Source organism: Actinomycetospora sp. 2LY8.5 (assembly GCF_057180585.1).
The window spans coordinates 263,599-283,114 of record NZ_JBXUHE010000003.1 but is presented as its reverse complement, the minus strand read 5'-3'; the positions used below and the strand labels follow the sequence as shown (position 1 = coordinate 283,114).

Genomic DNA, 19,516 nt, shown 5'->3' with positions numbered 1-19,516 from the left:
TCGTGGATGATGACCCGCCACCGGCCTATCGTGGCCATGTGACGAACCGCCTCGGGGAGTTCCTGCGGGCGCGGCGTGAGGGCCTGCGTCCAGAGCAGGTCGGACTGCCCGCCGGCGAACGCCGTCGAGTCCCCGGCCTGCGCCGCGAGGAGGTGGCGCTGCTGGCCGGCGTCAGCGTCGAGTACTACCTGCGCCTCGAGCAGGGGCGGGACAGCCGACCGTCCGAGCAGGTCCTGGAGGGCCTGGCGCGGGTGCTACAGCTCGACAGCGATGCCCAGGCATACCTCTTCGAGCTCGCGCGCCCTTCCCGGCCACGGCGGCCCCGGCCGCGCCGGGAAGCGGTCGGGACGGGCATGCAGGAGCTCATCGACGGCTGGCCGACCACGCCGGCGGTCGTCCAGACGGTCCTCGGGCTCAACCTCGCCGCGAACGCCGCGGCCGCTGCCCTGAGCCCCTACTTCGTGGCGGGTGTGAACACCTTCCGGGCCGCATTCCTCGAGCGCGAGATGATGACCTTCTATCGGGACTGGGAGGCGATGACGGCCAAGGCCGTGGCCACCCTGCGGGCCATGGCAGTGGCCGAGGGCGACGACCCCCGCCTGGTCGAACTGGTCGGGGAGCTCAGTCTGCACAGCGAGCGGTTCCGCGTGCTGTGGGCCAAGCAGGACGTGCGGCGCACCTCCAGCGGCACGACCGGGTTCCGGCACCCACTGGTCGGTGCCATGGACCTGCGGTACCAGAAGCTGCTCGTCCCCGACGTGACGAACCAGATCCTCGTCACCTACCACGCCGAGCCCGGCTCGGAGTCGGCCGAGAAGCTTCAGATGCTCTGCGCCCTGAGCGGGTCGCCGGCCACGGCTGACAAGTCCGGGTCCCGGGCCACCGTTGCGGTGCCGGACGCCGCGACCTGACGCGCAGCCACCGGCACGTGGGCGCACCGGCGTCCGCAGGACGTGCGACGAGTGGGTGTCCCTGCCGGTACCAGTGTCACCGGACCTACCCGGGTGGCGCGCGCACCGAGGACTCTGAGGACATGAGCGACACCGCAGGCAACGATCTGTCCCCGCGTGACGCGACCGTGCTCGTCACCGGCGGCACGGGCTTCCTCGGAGGACACACGGTCGCCCAACTCCTGCAGGCCGGCTACCGCGTGCGCACGACGGTGCGCAACCTCGCCCGTGAGGCGGACGTCCACGCGATGCTCGACGCTGCCGGAGCCACCCACCAGGGTCGGCTCTCCGTCGTCGCCGCCGACCTCACCGCCGACGGGGGCTGGGCGGAGGCGGTCGAGGGCTGCGCGGCGGTACTCCACGTGGCCTCGCCGTTCCCCGGGGCAGCACCCGCCCACGAGGACGAGCTGATCGTCCCCGCGCGCGCCGGTACGCTGCGCGTCCTTCGAGCCGCCCGGGACGCCGGCGTCGGTCGTGTCGTGATGACCTCGTCCTTCGCCGCGGTGGGGTACGGGCACTCGGCCGCGACGACACCGTTCACCGAGGACGACTGGACCGACCCGGACGGCGCGGGGCTCAGTGCCTACATCAAGTCCAAGGCCCTGGCCGAGCGAGCTGCCTGGGACTTCGTCGAGCAGGAGGGCGACGGACTGGAACTTGCCGTGATCAATCCGGTGGGTATCTTCGGGCCCGTCCTCGGGCCGGACTTCTCGTCCTCCATCCACATCGTCCGGCGCATGCTCGTCGGCCAGATGCCGCGCGTCCCACGCGTGTCGACCAACGTCGTCGACGTCCGCGACGTCGCCGACCTGCACCTCCGCGCGATGACCAGCCCGAAGGCCCCGGGACAGCGATTCCTGGCCCTGGCCGGCGAGCCGATGTGGTTCGTCGACATCGCTCGCACCCTGAAGGCGCACCTCGGGCGCGACGCCGGTGCCGTCAGCACCAAACAGGCTCCGGACTGGTCGGTCCGGCTGCTCGCCCGGTTAAACCCGGCCCTGCGCGAGGTCGTCCCCCAGCTCGGCGTCGTACGCTCGGCCTCGAACGCCAAGGCCCGCGACCTGCTCGGCTGGGCACCGCGAAACAACGAGGACACCGTCATGGCGACCGGACAGAGCCTGGTCGACCTCGACCTTCTCCGCGAGTTGTAATCAGTGGGTCGTCGTCCTGGCGCGAGGCGGCGCGGGCAAGACCACCACCAACCGACTCGTGCGTATCCTCGAGGTGAAGGTCTCTCGAGCTGACCGGTGCTTGCGGTCCACGGACCTCACGGCCACATCATCCGCTCCCGCGAGCGTGCCGACTTCCGGTGGTGGTTGCTCACGGGGCCGCCGACGTGGCCAGTGCCGGTTGGCCTCGGGTGGCCGACGTCAAGTTCGAGGTCGAAGCTCCTGCCGGGCACCCAGCTGTCCGAGCCACTCGAGCCAGAGGTCGCCGCCCTGCACGATCCAGGGCGTGCGGGCCTCGGAAGCCCTCGACTGGTTGCGGTCTCAGACTCGCCGCGGGAACCGGGCGGTTCGAGCGCGTCGAGCCGCCTCTCTCGGGCTCATCCGTGCCACACCAGCCGCAGCAGATCGACGCGCCCCAAGCTCTCGATCACCTGGTGCCAGATCATGCCCTCTCCCCCACTCAGGTCGAAGACGTAGCAGCGGACCTCGGCGTCAGGGTTCCGTGGGTTCACCGATGGCGCGACCATCCACGGCGACACCTCGATCGCCGCTCGGAGCTCCAGCACCGCCGCCGACACGTCCGCGGGGAGCGCCTCAAGCGCAGCAGATACCTCGTCGTCAACGTGGACGACGTGCACCCGGCTCAGATGCCGGTGTACGCCCGGGTCACCGGCAACGGCTCATCCTCGGGCCGCGGCGCCCCGGTGTGCAGCTCGGCGGCCCGGCGGGCGACGCGCCGGAACACCTCCGGCTCGGACTGCAGCACCGCGAGGCGACGCCAGTGCTCGAGCACGGTGAACAGCTCGGTCAGATCGCGACTCGTGCCCGCCCGGGTCAGCGCCTGCTCGTAGTCCGCGTCGAAGTCGGCCTGGTCCTCAGCCAGCAGCGCCGAGCGGATCGCCCCTGGCGACGCCCCCTTCCGCAGCGGGTGCCCACGGGCGGGCTCGTCGTCCACCGAGTACATCGCCGTCACCAGCTCGACGGTAACGGCTCCACCCGGGCCCAGCGAGCACCTGGCGTCGAGCCGGACGCGTGTCCGTCGGATCCGGTCGGGCGGCGCGCTTTGGGTCCCGCTTACGTCACGCCATCACCCAGCACGACACCCGAGGCCACATGATCGAGACCGGCGAGCACCATCACTGACCAGCACGAACGCTCAACACAGACCACGACCGACGCCGTGACTCCTGTCCACTGGGTTCGGGGTTCGAGTCCCTGACGGCGCACTCTTCCCCGCTGGTCACAGCCCTATGGAGCGATCTTCTAGGTGACTCCAGGCCGTCTCCACCGGCCGTTTACTCCGAGCGGCGGCTCAGTTGGAGATCATCAACGCTCGCGGATCGGGCGGGTCAATGTGCACCCGCCCACCGGGCTGGGGCCGCTGCCGCGCCAGGGTGCGTCAAATCCTGGTCCCGAGTGACTGGCACGCTTTCTGGAGGCGGGGCTCCGTCGACTGGGACGTCAGCGGAGCCGGGACGACGAAGACGATCAGCACGGGCGACGCCGGCGCTAACGTCCGGTTCGACACCGGCGCTAACGTCCGGTTCCCTGTCTCCGACTACCGACGTGAGAGATCCGTCGGGGGGGCTGAGGATGTCGTTCTACCTGCGCAAGAGCATCGGGCTCGGGCCGATGCGCGTGTCGTTGTCGACGCGTGGGCTCGGCGCCTCGATCGGGGTGCCAGGGCTCCGTGTCGGAGCCGGACCACGCGGGGCCTACGTCTCGCTGGCCGGTGGTGTCGTGTCCTACCGGGCCACCACCCGGCGCCCGCCGAGATCGCGGGCGGTAGCGACCACTGCCACTCAAGTTCCCTCCGGGGCCGGTCCGGCAAGCGATGTTGTTCTCGCTGATGTGTCCGGCGCGACCACGCTGGAGATGACCGACTCCGACGCGAGCGACCTCGTGCGGCAACTCAACGCCGCCGCCTCCTCCTGGGCGATCTGGCCCTGGGCCCTCGCAGCCACCCTCATCCTGGGCGCGCCCATTCCCTGGCTGCTCATCGTCGGCCTGCCGCTCGTCGCCTTCGCGGCGTGGAAGGACATCCTCCGGCGCCGCGTCGTCGCCTTCTACGACGTACCTGGCGCCGAGGAACAGCGCCGCTACCAGGCTCTGGTCGACGCCTTCGCCACAGCTCAGCACGCGCAGAAGGCCTGGCACGTCGTCGAGTCCGGCGCGCTCACGACCGGCCACCAGCGCAAGGTGAACGCCGGCGCGTCGAATCTGGTCTCGAAACTGCCCCTCACACGCGGCCTCGCCGGACCGCGCCACCTGCGCACCAACATCGCCGTTCCCTCGATGACCACCTCTCGACGTGGGCTCTACTTGCTCCCCGACCGGGTCCTCGTGCGCGACGGGAACCACTACGCCTCTGTCACCTACAGCGAGCTCCGCGCCGAGGACTCCCAGCAGCGGTTCATCGAGGACGGACAGGTCCCCTCCGAATCCCGGGTGCTCGGCCACACCTGGCAGTACGTCAACAAGTCGGGCGGACCGGACCGTCGGTTCAACAACAACCGCCAGCTGCCCATCCTCGAGTACGGCCGGCTTACCCTCGTCGGCGCCAACGGCTACCGCGGCATCTTGAGCTTCTCCACGCCCGGAGCGAGCTCAGCGCTCGCCGCCGCGCTGCGCGTCAACGCCGCACCGCTCCCCGCATCCCCTCCGTCACGAACGCCGATGGCTCCGAGAAGCCGAAGTCACGGCGCCCGTTCGGCACCAGCGCCGGAACTCGCCGAACCCTTCGGAGCCCCGAGGTGGGCTACGGCACCACAACCGGCAGCCCCTGACCTCCCGGCAAACGCGATGAAGCCGGCTCGGCATCGCCGCCACAGCAACGAGCCGCTGGACCTCGACGACCTCGACAACGCCGCGCCGGCGGACTGCCCCACGACACCCTTACACCGTGTGCCGGATGCCTCCCCCGGAGAGCCCGAACAGGCTGACAGCGAGCCCCTGCCGACGTGGGACGGTTCTGGCGACAATCCTCCACGCTTCTCGCCGATCGAGCTCGAACTCCGGCCGCTCAACACCGATGGTCGAGTTCCGGTAGCAGGTGAGTCCTACTACCAACGAGCACTGAACCTGGTCGCACAGGGACGCGCATTCCCCGAAGCCTTCGACGCCCACCTCGCGGTGGAGGCCACGCTGGTCCCGGAACCAGACAACCCATGGGACGGCAACGCAGTACGCGTCGACGTCGTCCTGGGTCGCCAGACCCTGAAGGTCGGCTACCTTCCTGCATCCCGTGCCGCGCGATACCAACCACGCCTGTTGTCTCTCGCAGCAGCCGGCGTACAAGGCGTCTGCCCCGCTCGGATCTGTGGAGGCGGCGATGGTCGGGACTATGGCATGTACCTCTTCCTCTCCCACGCGCGCAACGTCCTGAACGACGACCGGGCACCGTCCGGACTCGACGGCCGGACAAGCCACGCGCACGAGACCGCCACATCAGTCACTCTCGCGTCGGCGTGGAACTGCACGGTCACCGGCGAAGAGGATCACCAGGACGTCCTGGCTCCTTTCGAGTCCAGCACCGGGCAGGCAAAGCCCCTCCGGGCCAGTCTCGCCTTCTGCACCATCGTCAAGGGCAAGTACCGAGGGCAACGCGCCATCGAGGTCCGACTTGACGAACGCCGCGTCGGACAACTGACCCGAGCAATGACTGAACGCTACGAGGCCATCGTTGACGACGTCCACGCATCCGGCCGAACCGCCCTTTGCGACGCCTGGGTGGTCCGCACCGACAGAGGCCTCCAGGTCGAGCTCGGAATGCCCGTCGACCCGCAACGACGCCTACCACACAGCGTCAAGAGCTGACGACCCCTGCCGCCTTGTCCAGCACAGCCATCCCGGCGGGGAGTCGCTCGAGATTCGCCCGGCGGCTCGACGTCCGCGACCGACGCGACCGGTGCAACCCAGGCTGGGCGTGCCCCTGCTCCCTCCGTGGAAGGGCCGACGCGTTCGACCCTGGGCGCCCGTGATGGGACCATGGGCGCATGAGTGAGGCGAGAGCGCGTGTGGACGAGCCCTCGCGCTCGAACGCGCCCGAGGACCCCTCGTCATCGGAACCTATCGGCGAAGAGTCCGCCGACGACGAGGAGCTTGTTGCCCGAACCTCTCTCGCACGTCGCCGTGGCGAGAACGATGAGTCTGGGGTCAAGGCGCTGCTCGACCGCGCGGCCCGGCGTCACCGGGCCGCACTCGACCGCCTCGCACGCTAGGCGTCGCGCAAGCCTTGCACCCCAGCAGCGTCGTCTACCTGAGATACGACGACTTCGTTCTCGCGGCCGCTGAGGCGCTCGGCACCGACCCTGACACGGCGGCCAAGCTCGCGACCCGCTCGTTGGCCGAGTCCGCTCTCGCCGCGCCCGCCGCCGACCTGACCATCGACGACGTCCACGGGTTCAACCCCGCCGGGGTCTACGTACGGCGCATCAGCGGGAAGACCGAAGGCATCTCTGTCGCGGAGATCGTCATCTCGGTCGTCGGGGACGGCTACGCCCAGGAAGAGCTCGACGCCGAGAACGCCGAAGCCGAGCGCTATCCCCTTGGCCCGAAGGAGTACTGGCGCGGCCGCCTCGTCGGCACCGCCCTCTACGACGACGGCCACACCATGACCGATGAAGAGTTCGAAGCTGAATGGGCGGAAGGCGAGGACTCCTGAGCACACGCCGGTCGTCGCCGTGCCGGACCGGCCGCTTGGGTGGCCGCTTACGTCACACCACGGCCTGTCTCGGACAGCCACCGCTGATGATCGACAGCCAACGACACCATCGCTGACCAGCACAAACAACCACCGCACGTCACCGAAGAGGCCGTGACTCCTGTCCACTGGGTTCGGGGTTCGAGTCCCTGACGGCGCACTCTTTCCGCTGGTCACAGCTCTACGGAGCGATCTCCAATGTGACTCCCCGGCTGCTCCACCGGCCGTATGCTCCGCGACAATGCCGCCACAGGGAGATCAACGTGGTAGACGGGCTGGCCGTCGAGTGCGCTCCATCGACACCCGAGGCGGCGGCTTCTCGCGGGGTGTCAGTGGGTGCCGATACCGTCTAGGCGTGACCGCCGCAGCCCATCGCCACCCGGAACCGCACCCTCTCGCCCGCGGTGCGTCTCCCGCGGTGGTCAAGACGTGGCTGCTCCCCCACGACGCTGACCGGTTCGTGGCGGAGTACGAGGCTGCGCTGGACGACGCTCGTACATCGTTGGAGCTCGCCGGGGTTGTCGAGGTCGTCGAGCGCTGGCGCCGGATCGCGATCCTGCAGACCGACCCCGCCGCCTACCGACGCACCATCCGTCTCGCGGCGGAGCTCGCGGGCGGTGCGCCCTCTCCCGACGACGAGCCGCTCCAGGTCACCAGCACAAAGGCCGGCCTCTAGCAGGTGTACGTCGTCGAGCCCGTCGGCGAAGACGTTGCAGCCTCCATCGAGGCGCTACCGCCCGAGCTTCTCGTGCCCTTCGCCGAGCTGCGAGCCGCACTCGAGGTCACACCCTGGACGGTCGGGAGCCCGCTCGTACGGTCCAACCCGACCGGTCTCCGCGTCGCCACCATCGGTCCTGATGGCACCTGCCAGGTCGTCTTCCACGTCCTCGAGCGCGACCGGCTGGTCCCGATCGTCCAGGTCACCTTTCTTTGATCGGCGCCGGTGCATCCCGCACGTGAGGTTGGCCCTGGTCGAGCACTCGTGGCGCGGGCCATCCTGCTTACTCCGGCGAATGGCTCATTGGTCAGGGCAGGTTCTCGAGCCTCGGATCGGCCTCCATGAGATCGCGCATGTACAACAGCGCGCCGAAGCGCTGAGGCCGAGTGGCACGTGTCCGCGCGCCCCGAGCTGGTCGACGCCCCCACGAATCGTCGGGGCGTCGACACGACGGCGCGGCTCGCCCAGAACGACGACGGCTCGCGTGACGCCGCCCGACCCTTCGCCCGCCCAGCAGCGCCCTCGGTTCGGGGCCTGCTACCTCGAGGCGCTGTCGCCCGGGGAGGAGGTGGAGCCGTCAGGGTCCAGTCGCACGCCCTGGTCACCACGCGCTGAGCGAGCCAGCGTGCGGATGGCCAGTTCGGTGTGTATCAACGCGCCGTCGGTGAGGACCGCGTCGTCGAAGACGGCCCGTGGGCTGTGGTTGACGGGCGCGGTGAGCGGCTCGGTGCCGGCGTGGGCGCCGAGCACCAGGTAGCAGCCGGGAACCGCGCGCAGCACGTGAGAGAAGTCCTCGGCGGCGGCCACCGGATGCTCGAGTCGTTCGAACCGAGGGGCACCGAGCGCATCCGTGACCGCTGCGGCTGCGAGGCCGTAGTGGTCGGGGTCGTTGACCGTCACCGGGTACGACACGCTGTAGCCGATCTCCACCGACAGACCGTGCGCCGCGGTGACGCCCTCGCACAGCTGCGTGATCTCGGTGACGACGCGGTCCTGTGTTGCGGTGGAGAACGTCCGCGCCGTGGCCTCGAGGTGCGCCTGTACGGGGATGGTGTTCGCCGTCGTCCCGGCCCGCATCGCGCCCACGGTCACGACGACCGGGTCGAACACGTCATAGCGGCGGGTGACCTGGGCCTGCAGGGCGAGCACGATCTCGGCCGACACGGTGACCGGATCCCGGGCCAGGTGCGGGAAGGCGCCGTGCCCGCCTTCGCCGTGCACCGTGATGGTGAGGTGCGTGGTCCCGCCCATCATGGGGCCCGGACGGGCGGCGAAGAGCCCACGCGGGGTAGCGTGCGACCGCACGTGCATGCCGAAGGCTGCGATCACCCGCTGCCCGGCGGCATCGAGCACTCCTTCGGCCATCATGCGAGAGGCGCCGTCATAGCCTTCCTCGCCCGGTTGGAACATGAGAACGACGTCCCCGTGCAGCTCCGAGCGACGGGCGGCGAGCATCCTGGCCGCTCCGACCAACATCGCGGTGTGCAGATCGTGGCCGCACGCGTGCATCGCCCCGGGGATCCGACTGGGGTGGTCGACACCGCTCGCCTCCTCGAGCGGCAGGGCGTCCATGTCCGCTCGCAAGAGCACGGCGGGCCCGGGATGCCCACCGCGCAGGACGGCCGTGACCGAGCTGAGTTGCCGGCCGGTGCTGATCTCTAGGTCAAGACCGTGCAGCGCGTCGAGGACGCGCCGTTGCGTCCGGGGCAGATCGAGGCCGATCTCCGGGTACTCGTGCAGGCTCCTCCGGAGGGTGACCAGCTCCGCGTGAAGTGCCGTCCCGTTCATCCGTGTGTCCAGTCCTGCGTCGAGAGTTGTCTGTGCTGGCCGCCGATCCGGTGGCGCATGTCGGGGTGATCGGCCCGCCCCGTCGGTGTGCTGCGAGCCAGATGAGAGCCGCCCGGGAGCGGGAACGGCACGGTGTCGAGGGCGGCGCCGAGCTGGGCGTCGGGGAACGTGGCGGCCAGCTGCGACGTGCTCTCACCCCGCTCCAGGAGGAAGCTCGTGGGTGGCGGCGCCGCCCCGACCGCCCCAGCTCGCTCCCGGCCTGAGGCCGCAGCGGGTGGGACGGTGGTGACGCGGTGTTTCAGCCGGCTGTCGCGCGGGCGGCCTCGACGATCAGGTCGGCGACCGCGCCGGGCCGGGACACGGCGACGGCGTGGGAGGCGTCCACCTCGACGGCGGTGGACCGCGCGCGCTGGGCCATGAAGAGCTGCGCCTCAGCGGGGACCGCGAGGTCCCGCCGCGTGACCAGAGTCCAGGACGGGATCGTCCGCCAGGCCACCGCCGTCGCCTTCTCCTCCAGCGCCTTGCTGGTGATGGGCCGCTGCGTCGCGATCATCAGCTCGGCGACCTCCGGGGGAACATCCGCGGCGAACACCTGCCGGAACTTGTCCGGCTGGATGTACAGATCGGTCACCGTGCCCCCGTCCCCGTCGGGGACGGGAACGGCATCGAGCGCAGACCCCAGTTCGTTGCCGGGGAACTTCCCGGCCAGCTCACCGGTGCTCTCCCCTTCCTCCAGCAGGAAGCTGCCCACGTAGACGAGCGCCCGGACGCCGGGGTGCCCGTCGGCAGCCACGCTCATCACCGAGCCGCCGTAGGAGTGGCCGGCCACCACGATCGGGCCGCGCACCTGGTCCAGGACGCTGCGCAGGTGGCCGGCGTCGTCGCGCAGGCCCCGGAGCGGGTTGGCCGCGGCGATGACCGGATAGCCGTCGCTCCTGAGCTGCTCGATCACCCCGTTCCAGCTCGCGGACTCGGCGAACGCGCCGTGCACGAGCACCACGGTGGGCTTCTCCTGAACCGTCGTGCCCGCGTCGGTGTCGGTGTCGGTGTCGGTGGTCATCGTCGTTCCTCTCGATCCGCAGCGACCGGCACGACCGGATCGGCCGCCACAGCGCTGATGGATCGACCGTAGGAAGCGGTGCTCCCTCCTCGCGTACGTCAGATGACCGTCGCGCCGACGGCGGACCCGCCGGTCACGAGCCGATCGCGGCACGCAGGGCCACGCGGGAGGTGATCCCCAGCTTCGGGAAGATTCGGTGCAGGTGCGTGCCGACCGTCCGGTGCGAGAGGTACAGCCGCGCGCCGATCTCCCGGTTGGTCAGGCCCTCCGCGGCCAGCTGCGCGATGAGCAGCTCCTGTGGGCTCAACTGCTCGCGCGCCTCCGGCGTACGCGGCCTGCTCTGCTCTCCGGAGGCGCGCAGCTCCTGCCGCGCCCGGTCGCCCCAGGCAGCGGCCCCCATGGCGTCAAGAGTGTCCCGTGCGGCCCGCAATGGGGCACGGGACTCCGCCGCCCGCCGGCCCCTCCGCAGCCAGGCGCCATGGGCCAGCTGCAGCCGTGCACGTGCGAAGGGCCAGGAGCCCAGATCGGCCGCCAGGGCCGCCGCGAAGAGCTCCTCAGCCTCGTCCTCGGAGGCCAGGAGCGCTCGGCCGTACCGCAGCCCGATGTGCAGCATCGGTGAGGGCGTGCGCGCCGCGATCGCCTCGAGGTCAGCCACGATCGGCTCGACCTCGGCCCGGTGCCCGCTGTGGACCGCGGCCTCCACCAGGTCGCCGACGGCGAAGCTGCGCAACACGGCGTGGTGGGCGGGGTCGGCGGGGTCGGAGAGGCGGACGAGCTGGTCCCAGGCTGCCTGGTGCAGCCCCTGGTTGAGCGCGACCGTGCCCCGGGCGAACTGCACACCCGCCGTGACGGCGTTCGAGTCGACATGCAGGCCCAGCCGGGCCGCCTCGGCGAGGCGTTCCTCGACGTCCTCGCCGCCGCAGACCGCGGAGACCACCGACTGGACGACCCCGGCGAGGGTCCCCATCAGCGGCTGAGCGGAGTCGGCGGCGAGCCGGGCGGCCTCGTCGGCAGCCGTGGCAGCCAGGTCGAACCGCCCGACGTTGAGCGCACTCCACGACTGCACGGCCAGGGCCCGGCCCAGGAGTCCGAGCCGACCATCGGCCCGAAGGCCGGTCAGCGCCGACGTCAGGAACTCGACGGCGAGCGGGAAGTCACCCACGACGCTCGCCGCCTCGCCGGCCGCCTGGGACCGCGCCGCGTCGAGCGGACCGTCGGACACGGCCTGCAGCCGTTCGTGGAGCATCGCCCCGCGGTCGAACGGTGCCACGTAGGAGAGCACCTCGAGCACGAGCACGTCGTCCGGGGAGAGCACCCGCTCGACGACCTCCAGCAGGCGGGAGCGCGCCTCGGCGCCCGGCTCGGCCCACCAGCACCGCAGCGCGGCGGCCCGAAGGAACCTCAGCGCCTGGTCGGCCCGGCCGTCGTCCGCGGCCGCGGCGGCGACCTCGGTCAGCATCCGGGTGCCCGCGCGCACGTCGTGGATGCCCTCCTCGAACCCCTCCCGGATCACCGTCATGCGAGCCCGCTCCCGAGTCGGCACGTCGAGGACCGCGGTCTCACGCAGGAGGCGGTCGACGACGTCTGGCCGCCCCCACTCGAAGGCCAACTCGGCTGCTCGCAGGTAGCGCCGCGCCCGCTCCACCGGGTCAGCGGTCAGCCGGGCAGCGCGCTCGAGCGCCGCCTGCGCCGCAGCCACGCCACCTCGACGCTGGGCGCGGGCCGCGGCATGCTCCAGTTCGGCGGCGACCGCGGCGTCCGGCGCATCAGCGGCCTCAGCCCGATGCCAGATCTGCCGGTCGGTGCCTCGCAGCGTCCCGGCCAGTGCGATGTGCGCGCGCCGCCGCTCGGCCAGGGTAGCCCGCTGGCGGATCGCGTGGCGGACCAGCGGGTGACGGAAGGAGAGCTTCCCCCCGTGAGCGGTGACCAGCCCGACGTCGACGGCCGAGGTCAGTGCCTCCGCCGTGACCTCAGCGCCGCGGAGTTCGGAGGCCGCGACCAGGGCCTCCCCCAGGTCGCCCTCGTCTTCCAGCGCTGCGACGAGCAGCAGATCCCGGGTCACGTCGGGCAGTCCGGGGAGTCGGGCCGCGAACGCGTGCTCCAGTCGCGCGGTCAGCGTCGGGGGTGCGCCGTCGTCCCATGCGCCTTCCAGCGGCAGCTCCGCCAGCGCGAGCGGATTCCCCGCGGCCACTGTCAGCAGGCGCCGGCGGTCGGCCGGATCGAGCTGCGGTGCCCGGCGAGCAAGCATCTCCTCGGCGGAGCGACGGTCCAGGCGCTCCACGCGGTGCTCGCCCAGCGCCGGGCCGGCGAGGACGGGCGGGAAGCCGTCGCGCTGGGCCGCCACCATCACCACCGCCTCGGACTCCAGCCGCCGAGCCATGAAGCCGAGGACGTCGGCACTGGGCCGGTCGAGCCAGTGCGCGTCGTCGATCACCAGCACGAGGGGCTGCTCCGCGGCGCTGTCGCTGATCAGGGTCAGGGCCGCCAGACCGATGAGGAAGAACTCGGGTGCAGCGTCGTCGGTCATGCCGAACGCTGCGACGAGCGCACGCCGCTGCGGGGCGGGCAACGCGGGGAGACGACCGAACAGCGACCGGACGAGCTGGTGGAGGCCAGCGAACGGGAGGGTCATCTCCGACTCCACGCCGGTCGTGCTCAGCACCCGCAACCCGTGCTCGCCTGCGGCTTCGCACACGCGGCGCAACAGGGCGGACTTGCCGATCCCGGCTTCACCACGGACGAGGACGGCGGCACCGCGGTGCCGAACGTCGCGGAGCAGCCGATCGAGCGCGTCGATCTCCGCGTCCCGGCCCACCAAGCCGGCTCTCGTCATGTCCGCGCCCATCAGCGCCCACCACCGTCCGGCTGCCGCGCGACCCGCGGGCACCTCGACGGCGGCAAGTTATTGCGCGCGGGACACAGGGTCAAGGTCTCACCAGGCACCCGAGGCGGGGGCCGTCACGGCGCGATGACGAGCTCCGCGATGGAGTCGCCGTCCATCACGAAGCGGTAGCGGAGGTCGACGACGCCACCGGGGAAGTCGCCCTCCAGGTGCATGGTGGCGACCCAGTGCGCATCCCCGGCACGCTGCGCGCCGACGAGGGCGCTGGTGTAGGTGAACTCGGTTCCGGCCTTGAACAGGAACCCGCGGATCTCCTCGGTCCCGCGGTAGGTCATGCCTTCATCGACGACCACGGCGGTGGGCGTGAAGGCGCGCAGCGCGGTGCCCGCGTCGCGGGCGGCGTGCGCGGCGAGGTAGCCGCGGATCGTGGCCGGCAGCTGGTCGGGCTGGATGTGGTTCGGTGTGGTCACGGGCCCAGCGTTCGGCCTCCCGGTTCGGGAGGGTCAAGCACTGGACTCTCCCCCAGGGGGAGGGTGCACCGTGAGGCGTGCTGACGATCGGTGAGTTCTCCCGGCTGACCCACCTGAGCGTGCGGACACTGCGCCGGTATCACGATGCGGGTCTGCTCGAGCCGGCAACCGTGGACGACGCCACCGGATACCGCAACTACAGCGTCGACCAGATTTCGACCGCCCAGGTCATCCATCGATTGCGGGAGCTCGACGTCCCCTTGTCCGGCGTGCAGCGCATCCTGCGGACCAGCGATCCTCAGATCCGCGCCACTCTGGTCGCCGATCACCTGCGGCGGCTCGAGTCCGAGCTGGAGCGCACCCGCGGCGCGGTGGCGTCGCTGCGCCGGCTGCTGCGGCCGGAGCCACCACCGCTGCACATCGAGCTGCGCGCGGTCCCGGCGGCGACGGTGGCCGCGGTCGAGGACGACGTGGCGCACCAGGAGGTACTCGCCTGGTACGCCGGCGCCATCGCCGAGCTGGACGCGGTGGTCCACGACCCGACCGGCGTCCCGGGAGGGCTGTACGACAACGAGCTGTTCGAGAACGGGCGCGGGCATGTTCTCCTGTACCGGCCGACGGCAGAACCATCGCGCAGCGGCCGGGTGCACCCCGTGACCCTGCCCGCCGTCGAGCTCGCCGTCACCACCCACGTCGGCGAGCACGATGACATCGACGTCACCTACGGCGAACTGGGCACCTGGGTGGTGGGGAATGCACTCGCGGTGGCCGGCCCGGTGCGGGAGACCTACTTGGTCGGCCCCCGCGACACGGCCGACCCCTCGGCCTGGCGGACCGAGATCGGCTGGCCGGTCTTCCGCGTGGCCCCCCGCTGACGGTCCCCGCAGTCCTCTCACAGCATGCTCGAGAGGTCTGCCCGGGCCGGCATCCGGACACCCGATCAGCGGCTCCGCGTCTTCGTGAGCTCCACCCTGGGCGAGCCGGCCGCCGAGCGGCGGGCCTCTCCGGCGCCGTCGCGGCGCTCCGGCGGGCGCTGGCGGTCGAGACGCCGCCGGAGTACGAGCGTCTGCCGAAGGGCTCGATCGTCGATGCGGTCGAGCCGGTCGAAGTCCGCGAGCACGCTCACTCCCAGCCGGAGAGGATCTCCATCAGCGCCGCCGGACGGGCCAGGTGCGGGAAGTGCCCGCTCCCCGGCAGGACCGTGATCCCGGCGTCCGGCAGGACGGTCCGTAGCCACCAGACGTAGCCGGGGGGCAGGGGGGTACGGCTGACCTGGTGATACCCGGTCTTGTGCTCCCGCAATGCGGTGAGTTCGTCCGTCCGCTGCCGGCGGAGCTCCTCCGGCGAGTTCTCGAGGATCTCCTTCCAGTACCCGAGCAGCAGGTCCTGGCGTGGCGTCGAGCGCAACAGCGCACGCATCGGAGGGCTCAGCTCGTCGAGGCCCATCCCGTCGAGGAGCTTCGTCCAGACACTCAGGTAGTCCGGTCCGCGCAGCTCGGGTTCGACCGAGCGCAGCATGTCGCCGAAGGGGCCGGCCAGCAGCGGCTGGTCGAGGTTCAGTACCGCGCGCGCCGGGTGGTGGGCCGCGTACACCGTGGCCAGCACGGCCCCGATCGAGTGGCCCACCAGCACCGGCACGGGCGCGCCCGCCGCGGTGATCGCCTCGTGCAGGACGTCGGCGACCTCCCGCAGGTCGTACGAGTCGCGCGGCGGGGAGTCGCCGTGCCCGGGCAGGTCGAGCGCCACCGCTCGGCGGCCCGCCAGCGCGTCCACCATCGGAGCCCACATCGCGCGGTCGAAGGTCAACCCGTGCAGCAGGACGACCGGGGGCCGGGCGTCGTCGGTCCCCGTGAGGTCCGCAGCCAGCTCACCGAGCCGCACGCCGGACCGCTCCCCCGCGCGAGGGTGACCCGTACTCACGACGGGACCCCACCGCCGGGTCGGCGGATCAGGTCGGCGGCCTTCTCTCCGATCATGATCGTCGCGGCGTTGGTGTTGACGGGCACGATCCTCGGCATGACCGAAGCATCCGCAACGCGCAGGCCGCCCAGGCCGTGCACCCGCAGGTCCGGGTCGACCACCGCGTCCGGGCCGGTGCCCATCGCAGCGCTGCCCACCGGGTGGAAGTACGTGCTGGTGGCGCGGGCGACGAACGCACGCAGGCTCGCCTCGTCGGTGACGTCGGGTCCCGGCAGCACCTCCCGAGCGCGCCAGGGCGCGAACGGCTCGGTGGCCGCGATCTCGCGGGCCACCTGCACCCCGTGCACCATCCGGCGCACGTCGGACTCCGTGCCGAGATAGTTCGGATCGATCAGCGGCGGGGTCGTGGGGTCCGGCCCGGCGAGGCGGATCGAGCCGCGTGCGTCGGGCACGGTGGCGATCGACAGGGTGAAGCTGTTCGCGGGCGCGGCCATGTGCGGCGGGTGGAACGGCACGTGGATGAACATCAGCTGCATGTCCGGGCCGCCGAGCGACTCCTCGCTACGCCACACCATGGACGTCTCGGCGTGATTGGTCCGCCCCGCCGGGATCGGCTGGGCCGCCTCGTAGACGACTCCGCACAGCGGGTGGTCGTGCAGGTTGCGACCCACCCCGGGCAGGTCGTGCACCACGGCGACGCCGGCGGCCTCGAGCTCCGCGGCCGGCCCGACCCCGGACAGGAGCAACAGCCGAGGCGAGTCCACCGCGCCCGCGCTGATCACCACCTCGCGGTCGGCGTACGCAGTGGTCAGCTCGCCGTCGCTCTCGAACTCGACGCCGACGCAGCGGTCCCCGTCGAAGCGCAGCCTCCGGACCCGAGAGCTGGTGGCAACGGTCAGGTTGGGCCTGCGGCGACGCACCGGATGCAGGTAGGCGGCCGCGGTGCTCTGCCGTGCCCCACCTGTGATCGACAGGTCGTGCCAGCCGGCGCCCTCGGCGTGGGCTCCGTTGAAGTCCTCGGTGGCCGGGAACCCGGCTGCCGCCGCGCCGTCGAGGAAGACCTGGGACACGGGGTTGGGGTCCGCCGAGGGGGCGGGCAGCATCGGACCGTCCGTGCCTCGATAGTGCGGGTCCCGTCCCGTGACCGTCTCCATACGCCGGAAGTAGGGCAGCACCGACTCGTAGTCCCATCCCGTACACCCGGACTTGGCCCACTGGTCGAAGTCGTTGCGGTGCCCGCGCAGGTACACCATCGCGTTGATGCTGCTGCTCCCGCCGAGGGTGTGCCCCCGCGGCCAGTTGTGGGAGATCCCACCGGTGCCGGCCTGCGGGACCGTCTCGTAGCCGTAGTCGACCTCGGTGCCCCACAGCGCCGGCCACGCCGGCGGCGCGGCGATCTCCGGCCTGGTGTCGGCCGGGCCCGACTCGAGCAACAGCACTCGGGCCGCCGGATCCTCGGACAGGCGAGCGGCGAGCACGCAACCGGCCGATCCTGCGCCGACGACCACATAGTCGTAGCGACTGTTCCTGGACACTTCTGAGTCCTGCATGATCTGTCTCCTCGACATCTCGACTTTGATGTGGTGTGCCAATCGGACGTCCACCCGCGCACACGTGCGGGGACGCCGAGTTGCCAGGGCGCGATCGTGGGTCCTCGACCGCCGGAACGACCCGGATCGGCCGCCTCAGCGCCGACGGATCGACCGTAGGAAGCGGTGCTGCCTCCTCGCGTACGTCAGATGACCGTCGCGCCGACGGCGGACCCGCCGGTCATGGACCGATCGCGGGACGCAGGGCCACGCGGGAAGTGATCCCCGGTGCCGATGGTGGTCGGTGGGCGGGCCACAGCCGATCACCCCGCCTCGGGATCGAGTGGTTGTGGGCGGCGTGGAGCTGTTCGCCGACGGCGGTGACGAAGCCGCGGGCGTCGGCGATGTGGCCGTGAGCGAGGCGCCGCCGCAAGCGCCACCGAGCAGCACCGGCGCCGGCCATCGACGGAAACGGGTGCGTGCCCCCGCACGAGCGCCCCGGCAGGTCAGAGACCGCGCCGCCGAGGGAGAGACCCGGGCCGGAGCCCTGCGGTCGGAGTTCGGTTCGGGACACCCGCGGCTCCGACGTCATGTGGCGTCCACCCGTTGTGACTGTCAGTGTCCGACTATGTCGGAACCCGACGACATCGCGTCCTCGAACGCCGCCCTGGTCCGAGCGGGCTTCCGGCCCGTCACGAGACGGAGTGGTTTTCCTGGACCTAATCGGCCCGCTGTACGTGGATGACACCGACCCGCGCTCCCCGGTCTACGGCCTCCAGACCGGCGAACAGCACGCCAACAGCCGGGGCGGTATCCATGGGGGTGTCCTCACCAGCATGGCCGACGTCGCCCTGGGCTACGGAGCCATCGCGGCACACGGTGAGGTTCTCGCTCTGGTGACGGCGAGCTTGACGGTGAACTACACCGGTAGCGCTCAGGTCGGAGACTGGCTCGAAGCCCGCACGACCCTCCAGCGCATGGGCTCCCGATTGGCCTTCGCCAATTGCGAGATCACCAGCAAGGAACGCCCCGTCGTGTCCTGCACGGGCGTGTTCAGCGTCCCGCCCGCGACACCGGAACAGGCGACCGTCACGCGGTGAGAAACAAGATCGGCCCATGACGTACCCATGACGATGAGCGCCGGGCAAGCTGGCACCAGCGCCAAGCGTCAGTGAGGACGACTCGCCGTTGTCGCAGGTACGCGGCGGTCCGCACGTTCCACCACGCCAGGTGACTCCCGATCAGAGTCACTGGGTTCGGGGTTCGAGCCCCTGACGGCGCACCCATCGTTGCAGGCGTCGGGCCTGCACTGCTTCTCTCCAGGAGATCGATGGTCCGTTGACGGCCCGGAACTCCGCTGGAGGCGCTCCGCATGGCCCGTCCCGCCCCTTCCGCTCGGTACTACGCCCCTCTCGCGGAGATCACCGGCCGCAGCCCGCGTCTGGGACCGGCCGCGCTCAACTGCGCTGCTCCCGACACCGGCAACATGGAACTGCTCGCCCTGTTCGGCATCGACGAGCAGAAGAAGCGTTGGCTCGACCGCTGCTCGCCGACGTTGAGCGGGCACGCCACCGGTGTGTGGTGCCCGTCGATCCGCGGATTCAGGTCACAGTCGCACCGAACCGGAGGGGCCACCGGAGGGCCGCGAGTGGAGCTGCCACCACCAACCGTCCGACGCCCGAGGCCGGATCCGGATGGACATCGGCTCGTTCCTGTTCACCACCGCGGGCCGGACGGTCCTCGTCGACGCCGGTACCGGCGAGGACTTCGCCCACGAGGGCTTCGTCACCGGTGGTCTGCTGGCGAACCTCAGCCGCACCGGGGTCGACCCGGAGGACGTGACCGACGTCCTGTTCACGCACATGCACCCCGACCACGTCGGGTGGTCGACGGTCCGCGGTCAGGTCGCCTTCCCGCGGGCGACCTTCCGCGTGCACGCCGACGACTGGGCCCACTTCATGACCGGGCCGACGGCCGACCCGGCCCTCCAGGAGTCGCTGGCCCCCATCACCGAGCGGGTGGAGACCTTCGACGAGGAGACCGAGCTCGTGCCCGGCGTGCGAGCGCGACCGGCTCCCGGTCACACCCCGGGTTCCACCGTCTTCGTCGTCAGCGACGCCGGCGAGCGCGCCCTCCTGCTCGGCGACGTCGTCCACACCGTGGGTGAGCTGACCGACCCCGAGTGGGAGGGCATGTTCGACGTCGACCAGGCGGCCGCCAACGCGATGCGGCACCGGCTCGCCGCGGAGCTCGCCGCGTCGGGCGACGTGTTCGCGCCCGCGCACCTGCCCGAGCTGGCGTTCGGCCGGCTCGTGACCGCTGACGGACTCCGACGGTTCTCGTGGGCCTAGGCCACCCGACCGAACGC

18 protein-coding genes and 1 pseudogene are annotated in these 19,516 nt (G+C 71.2%); 10 read left to right on the top strand and 9 right to left on the bottom strand.

The window, feature by feature from the left end:
* Window positions 1–38 precede the first annotated feature (38 nt).
* Window positions 39–911, top strand: coding sequence for a helix-turn-helix transcriptional regulator (locus tag AC2A1K_RS05745; RefSeq protein WP_483895360.1), 873 nt, complete (start codon window positions 39–41; stop codon window positions 909–911).
* A 122-nt stretch (window positions 912–1,033) separates the two neighbouring features.
* The gene (locus tag AC2A1K_RS05740) at window positions 1,034–2,101 is read left to right on the top strand and encodes an SDR family oxidoreductase (protein ID WP_483895359.1); all 1,068 of its coding nucleotides are present in this window, start codon (window positions 1,034–1,036) and stop codon (window positions 2,099–2,101) included.
* Between the two features lie 395 nt (window positions 2,102–2,496).
* On the opposite strand, the gene AC2A1K_RS05735 is transcribed toward AC2A1K_RS05740, so the two are convergent.
* Entirely contained in the window at window positions 2,497–2,757 is a 261-nt protein-coding gene (locus AC2A1K_RS05735) for a hypothetical protein (RefSeq protein WP_483895358.1), read from the bottom strand.
* A 5-nt stretch (window positions 2,758–2,762) separates the two neighbouring features.
* Window positions 2,763–3,083: a DUF6247 family protein gene (locus AC2A1K_RS05730; protein WP_483895483.1), complete on the bottom strand. Its 321-nt coding sequence runs from the start codon at window positions 3,081–3,083 to the stop codon at window positions 2,763–2,765.
* Between the two features lie 629 nt (window positions 3,084–3,712).
* On the opposite strand from AC2A1K_RS05730, the gene AC2A1K_RS05725 reads away from it, so the two are divergent.
* The 4 genes from AC2A1K_RS05725 (at window position 3,713) to AC2A1K_RS05710 (ending at window position 7,755) form a co-directional block, all read left to right on the top strand.
* Window positions 3,713–5,935, top strand: a complete 2,223-nt coding sequence (locus AC2A1K_RS05725) for a DUF4236 domain-containing protein (RefSeq protein WP_483895357.1) — start codon at window positions 3,713–3,715, stop codon at window positions 5,933–5,935.
* Window positions 5,936–6,353: 418 nt separating this feature from the next.
* Complete coding sequence (locus AC2A1K_RS05720) at window positions 6,354–6,782, top strand: hypothetical protein (RefSeq protein ID WP_483895356.1); 429 nt, start codon at window positions 6,354–6,356, stop codon at window positions 6,780–6,782.
* A 394-nt stretch (window positions 6,783–7,176) separates the two neighbouring features.
* Window positions 7,177–7,497 (top strand): DUF6247 family protein, encoded by a 321-nt coding sequence (locus AC2A1K_RS05715; RefSeq protein ID WP_483895355.1) that lies wholly within the window; start codon window positions 7,177–7,179, stop codon window positions 7,495–7,497.
* A 3-nt stretch (window positions 7,498–7,500) separates the two neighbouring features.
* Window positions 7,501–7,755, top strand: coding sequence for a hypothetical protein (locus AC2A1K_RS05710; RefSeq protein WP_483895354.1), 255 nt, complete (start codon window positions 7,501–7,503; stop codon window positions 7,753–7,755).
* 321 nt (window positions 7,756–8,076) lie between these two features.
* Here the strand turns inward: AC2A1K_RS05710 and AC2A1K_RS05705 are convergent, their stop codons facing one another.
* The 4 genes from AC2A1K_RS05705 to AC2A1K_RS05690 all read right to left on the bottom strand — a co-directional run bounded on the left by AC2A1K_RS05705 (window position 8,077) and on the right by AC2A1K_RS05690 (window position 13,699).
* Window positions 8,077–9,327, bottom strand: coding sequence for a M20 metallopeptidase family protein (locus AC2A1K_RS05705; RefSeq protein WP_483895353.1), 1,251 nt, complete (start codon window positions 9,325–9,327; stop codon window positions 8,077–8,079).
* Between the two features lie 298 nt (window positions 9,328–9,625).
* Entirely contained in the window at window positions 9,626–10,387 is a 762-nt protein-coding gene (locus AC2A1K_RS05700) for an alpha/beta fold hydrolase (protein ID WP_483895352.1), read from the bottom strand.
* A 133-nt stretch (window positions 10,388–10,520) separates the two neighbouring features.
* Complete coding sequence (locus tag AC2A1K_RS05695; RefSeq protein WP_483895351.1) at window positions 10,521–13,232, bottom strand: ATP-binding protein; 2,712 nt, start codon at window positions 13,230–13,232, stop codon at window positions 10,521–10,523.
* A 113-nt stretch (window positions 13,233–13,345) separates the two neighbouring features.
* Complete coding sequence (locus AC2A1K_RS05690; RefSeq protein WP_483895350.1) at window positions 13,346–13,699, bottom strand: Cif family virulence factor; 354 nt, start codon at window positions 13,697–13,699, stop codon at window positions 13,346–13,348.
* Between the two features lie 77 nt (window positions 13,700–13,776).
* Between AC2A1K_RS05690 and AC2A1K_RS05685 the strand changes: the two genes are divergently transcribed.
* Complete coding sequence (locus tag AC2A1K_RS05685; protein ID WP_483895349.1) at window positions 13,777–14,574, top strand: MerR family transcriptional regulator; 798 nt, start codon at window positions 13,777–13,779, stop codon at window positions 14,572–14,574.
* A 65-nt stretch (window positions 14,575–14,639) separates the two neighbouring features.
* Here AC2A1K_RS05685 and AC2A1K_RS05680 read toward each other — a convergent pair whose 3' ends face one another.
* From AC2A1K_RS05680 to AC2A1K_RS05670, 3 genes are read right to left on the bottom strand one after another with little or no spacing between them, the layout of a single operon-like run.
* A complete protein-coding gene (locus AC2A1K_RS05680) occupies window positions 14,640–14,819 on the bottom strand; it encodes a hypothetical protein (protein WP_483895348.1) in 180 nt (59 codons plus the stop codon).
* A gap of 2 nt (window positions 14,820–14,821) precedes the next feature.
* Window positions 14,822–15,580, bottom strand: coding sequence for an alpha/beta fold hydrolase (locus AC2A1K_RS05675; protein WP_483895347.1), 759 nt, complete (start codon window positions 15,578–15,580; stop codon window positions 14,822–14,824).
* Window positions 15,581–15,615: 35 nt separating this feature from the next.
* A complete protein-coding gene (locus AC2A1K_RS05670) occupies window positions 15,616–17,154 on the bottom strand; it encodes a GMC family oxidoreductase (RefSeq protein ID WP_483895346.1) in 1,539 nt (512 codons plus the stop codon).
* Window positions 17,155–17,852: 698 nt separating this feature from the next.
* On the opposite strand from AC2A1K_RS05670, the gene AC2A1K_RS05665 reads away from it, so the two are divergent.
* From AC2A1K_RS05665 to AC2A1K_RS05655, 3 genes and pseudogenes are all read left to right on the top strand, one after another.
* Window positions 17,853–18,248, top strand: a complete 396-nt coding sequence (locus tag AC2A1K_RS05665) for a PaaI family thioesterase (protein ID WP_483895345.1) — start codon at window positions 17,853–17,855, stop codon at window positions 18,246–18,248.
* Between the two features lie 302 nt (window positions 18,249–18,550).
* A pseudogene (locus AC2A1K_RS05660) lies at window positions 18,551–18,712 on the top strand (acyl-CoA dehydrogenase); the annotation flags it as partial.
* Between the two features lie 130 nt (window positions 18,713–18,842).
* The gene (locus AC2A1K_RS05655) at window positions 18,843–19,499 is read left to right on the top strand and encodes an MBL fold metallo-hydrolase (RefSeq protein WP_483895344.1); all 657 of its coding nucleotides are present in this window, start codon (window positions 18,843–18,845) and stop codon (window positions 19,497–19,499) included.
* Window positions 19,500–19,516: the final 17 nt, after the last annotated feature.

Coding starts and splice junctions, on each gene's coding strand:
- AC2A1K_RS05730 (WP_483895483.1), bottom strand. CDS start 3,083: ATGTACTCGGTGGACGACGAGCCCGCCCGTGGGCACCCGCTGCGGAAG.
- AC2A1K_RS05695 (WP_483895351.1), bottom strand. CDS start 13,232: ATGGGCGCGGACATGACGAGAGCCGGCTTGGTGGGCCGGGACGCGGAG.
- AC2A1K_RS05705 (WP_483895353.1), bottom strand. CDS start 9,327: ATGAACGGGACGGCACTTCACGCGGAGCTGGTCACCCTCCGGAGGAGC.
- AC2A1K_RS05725 (WP_483895357.1), top strand. CDS start 3,713: ATGTCGTTCTACCTGCGCAAGAGCATCGGGCTCGGGCCGATGCGCGTG.
- AC2A1K_RS05700 (WP_483895352.1), bottom strand. CDS start 10,387: ATGACCACCGACACCGACACCGACACCGACGCGGGCACGACGGTTCAG.
- AC2A1K_RS05655 (WP_483895344.1), top strand. CDS start 18,843: ATGGACATCGGCTCGTTCCTGTTCACCACCGCGGGCCGGACGGTCCTC.
- AC2A1K_RS05740 (WP_483895359.1), top strand. CDS start 1,034: ATGAGCGACACCGCAGGCAACGATCTGTCCCCGCGTGACGCGACCGTG.